Source organism: Shigella sp. FC1967 (assembly GCF_001743005.1).
Lineage (GTDB): Bacteria > Pseudomonadota > Gammaproteobacteria > Enterobacterales > Enterobacteriaceae > Proteus.
Genome location: NZ_MIIZ01000175.1, coordinates 1 through 277, shown reverse-complemented (window position 1 = coordinate 277; position 277 = coordinate 1). Strand labels below are relative to the sequence as shown.

At 36.1% G+C, this 277-nt stretch carries 1 protein-coding gene; it reads right to left on the bottom strand.

What is annotated here, in order from left to right; genetic code table 11:
• Positions 1-69: 69 nt before the first annotated feature.
• Positions 70-192 (bottom strand): hypothetical protein, encoded by a 123-nt coding sequence (locus BHE89_RS24675; protein ID WP_286145819.1) that lies wholly within the window; start codon positions 190-192, stop codon positions 70-72.
• Between the last annotated feature and the right edge of the window lie 85 nt (positions 193-277).

The following is a 277-nucleotide window of genomic DNA, read 5'->3' as shown; positions in this document are numbered from 1 at the left end:
TTTATGTAACGCAATTTTTTAAACAGCTAATAAGCGGTAAGTAGACAATAAAAATCACCAGGTTGTGCTTTAGATGGCGCTGGAATAGGCTGTTTTGCTCGCAATAAATTCTTCAAGACCTACATGTAAAATATCAGAGGCTTCTAGTTCAATATCATCTTTGGTATAAGCAACAGCGTTTATGTAACGCAATTTTTTAAACAGCTAATAAGCGGTAAGTAGACAATAAAAATCACCAGGTTGTGCTTTAGATGGCGCTGGAATAGGCTGTTTTGCT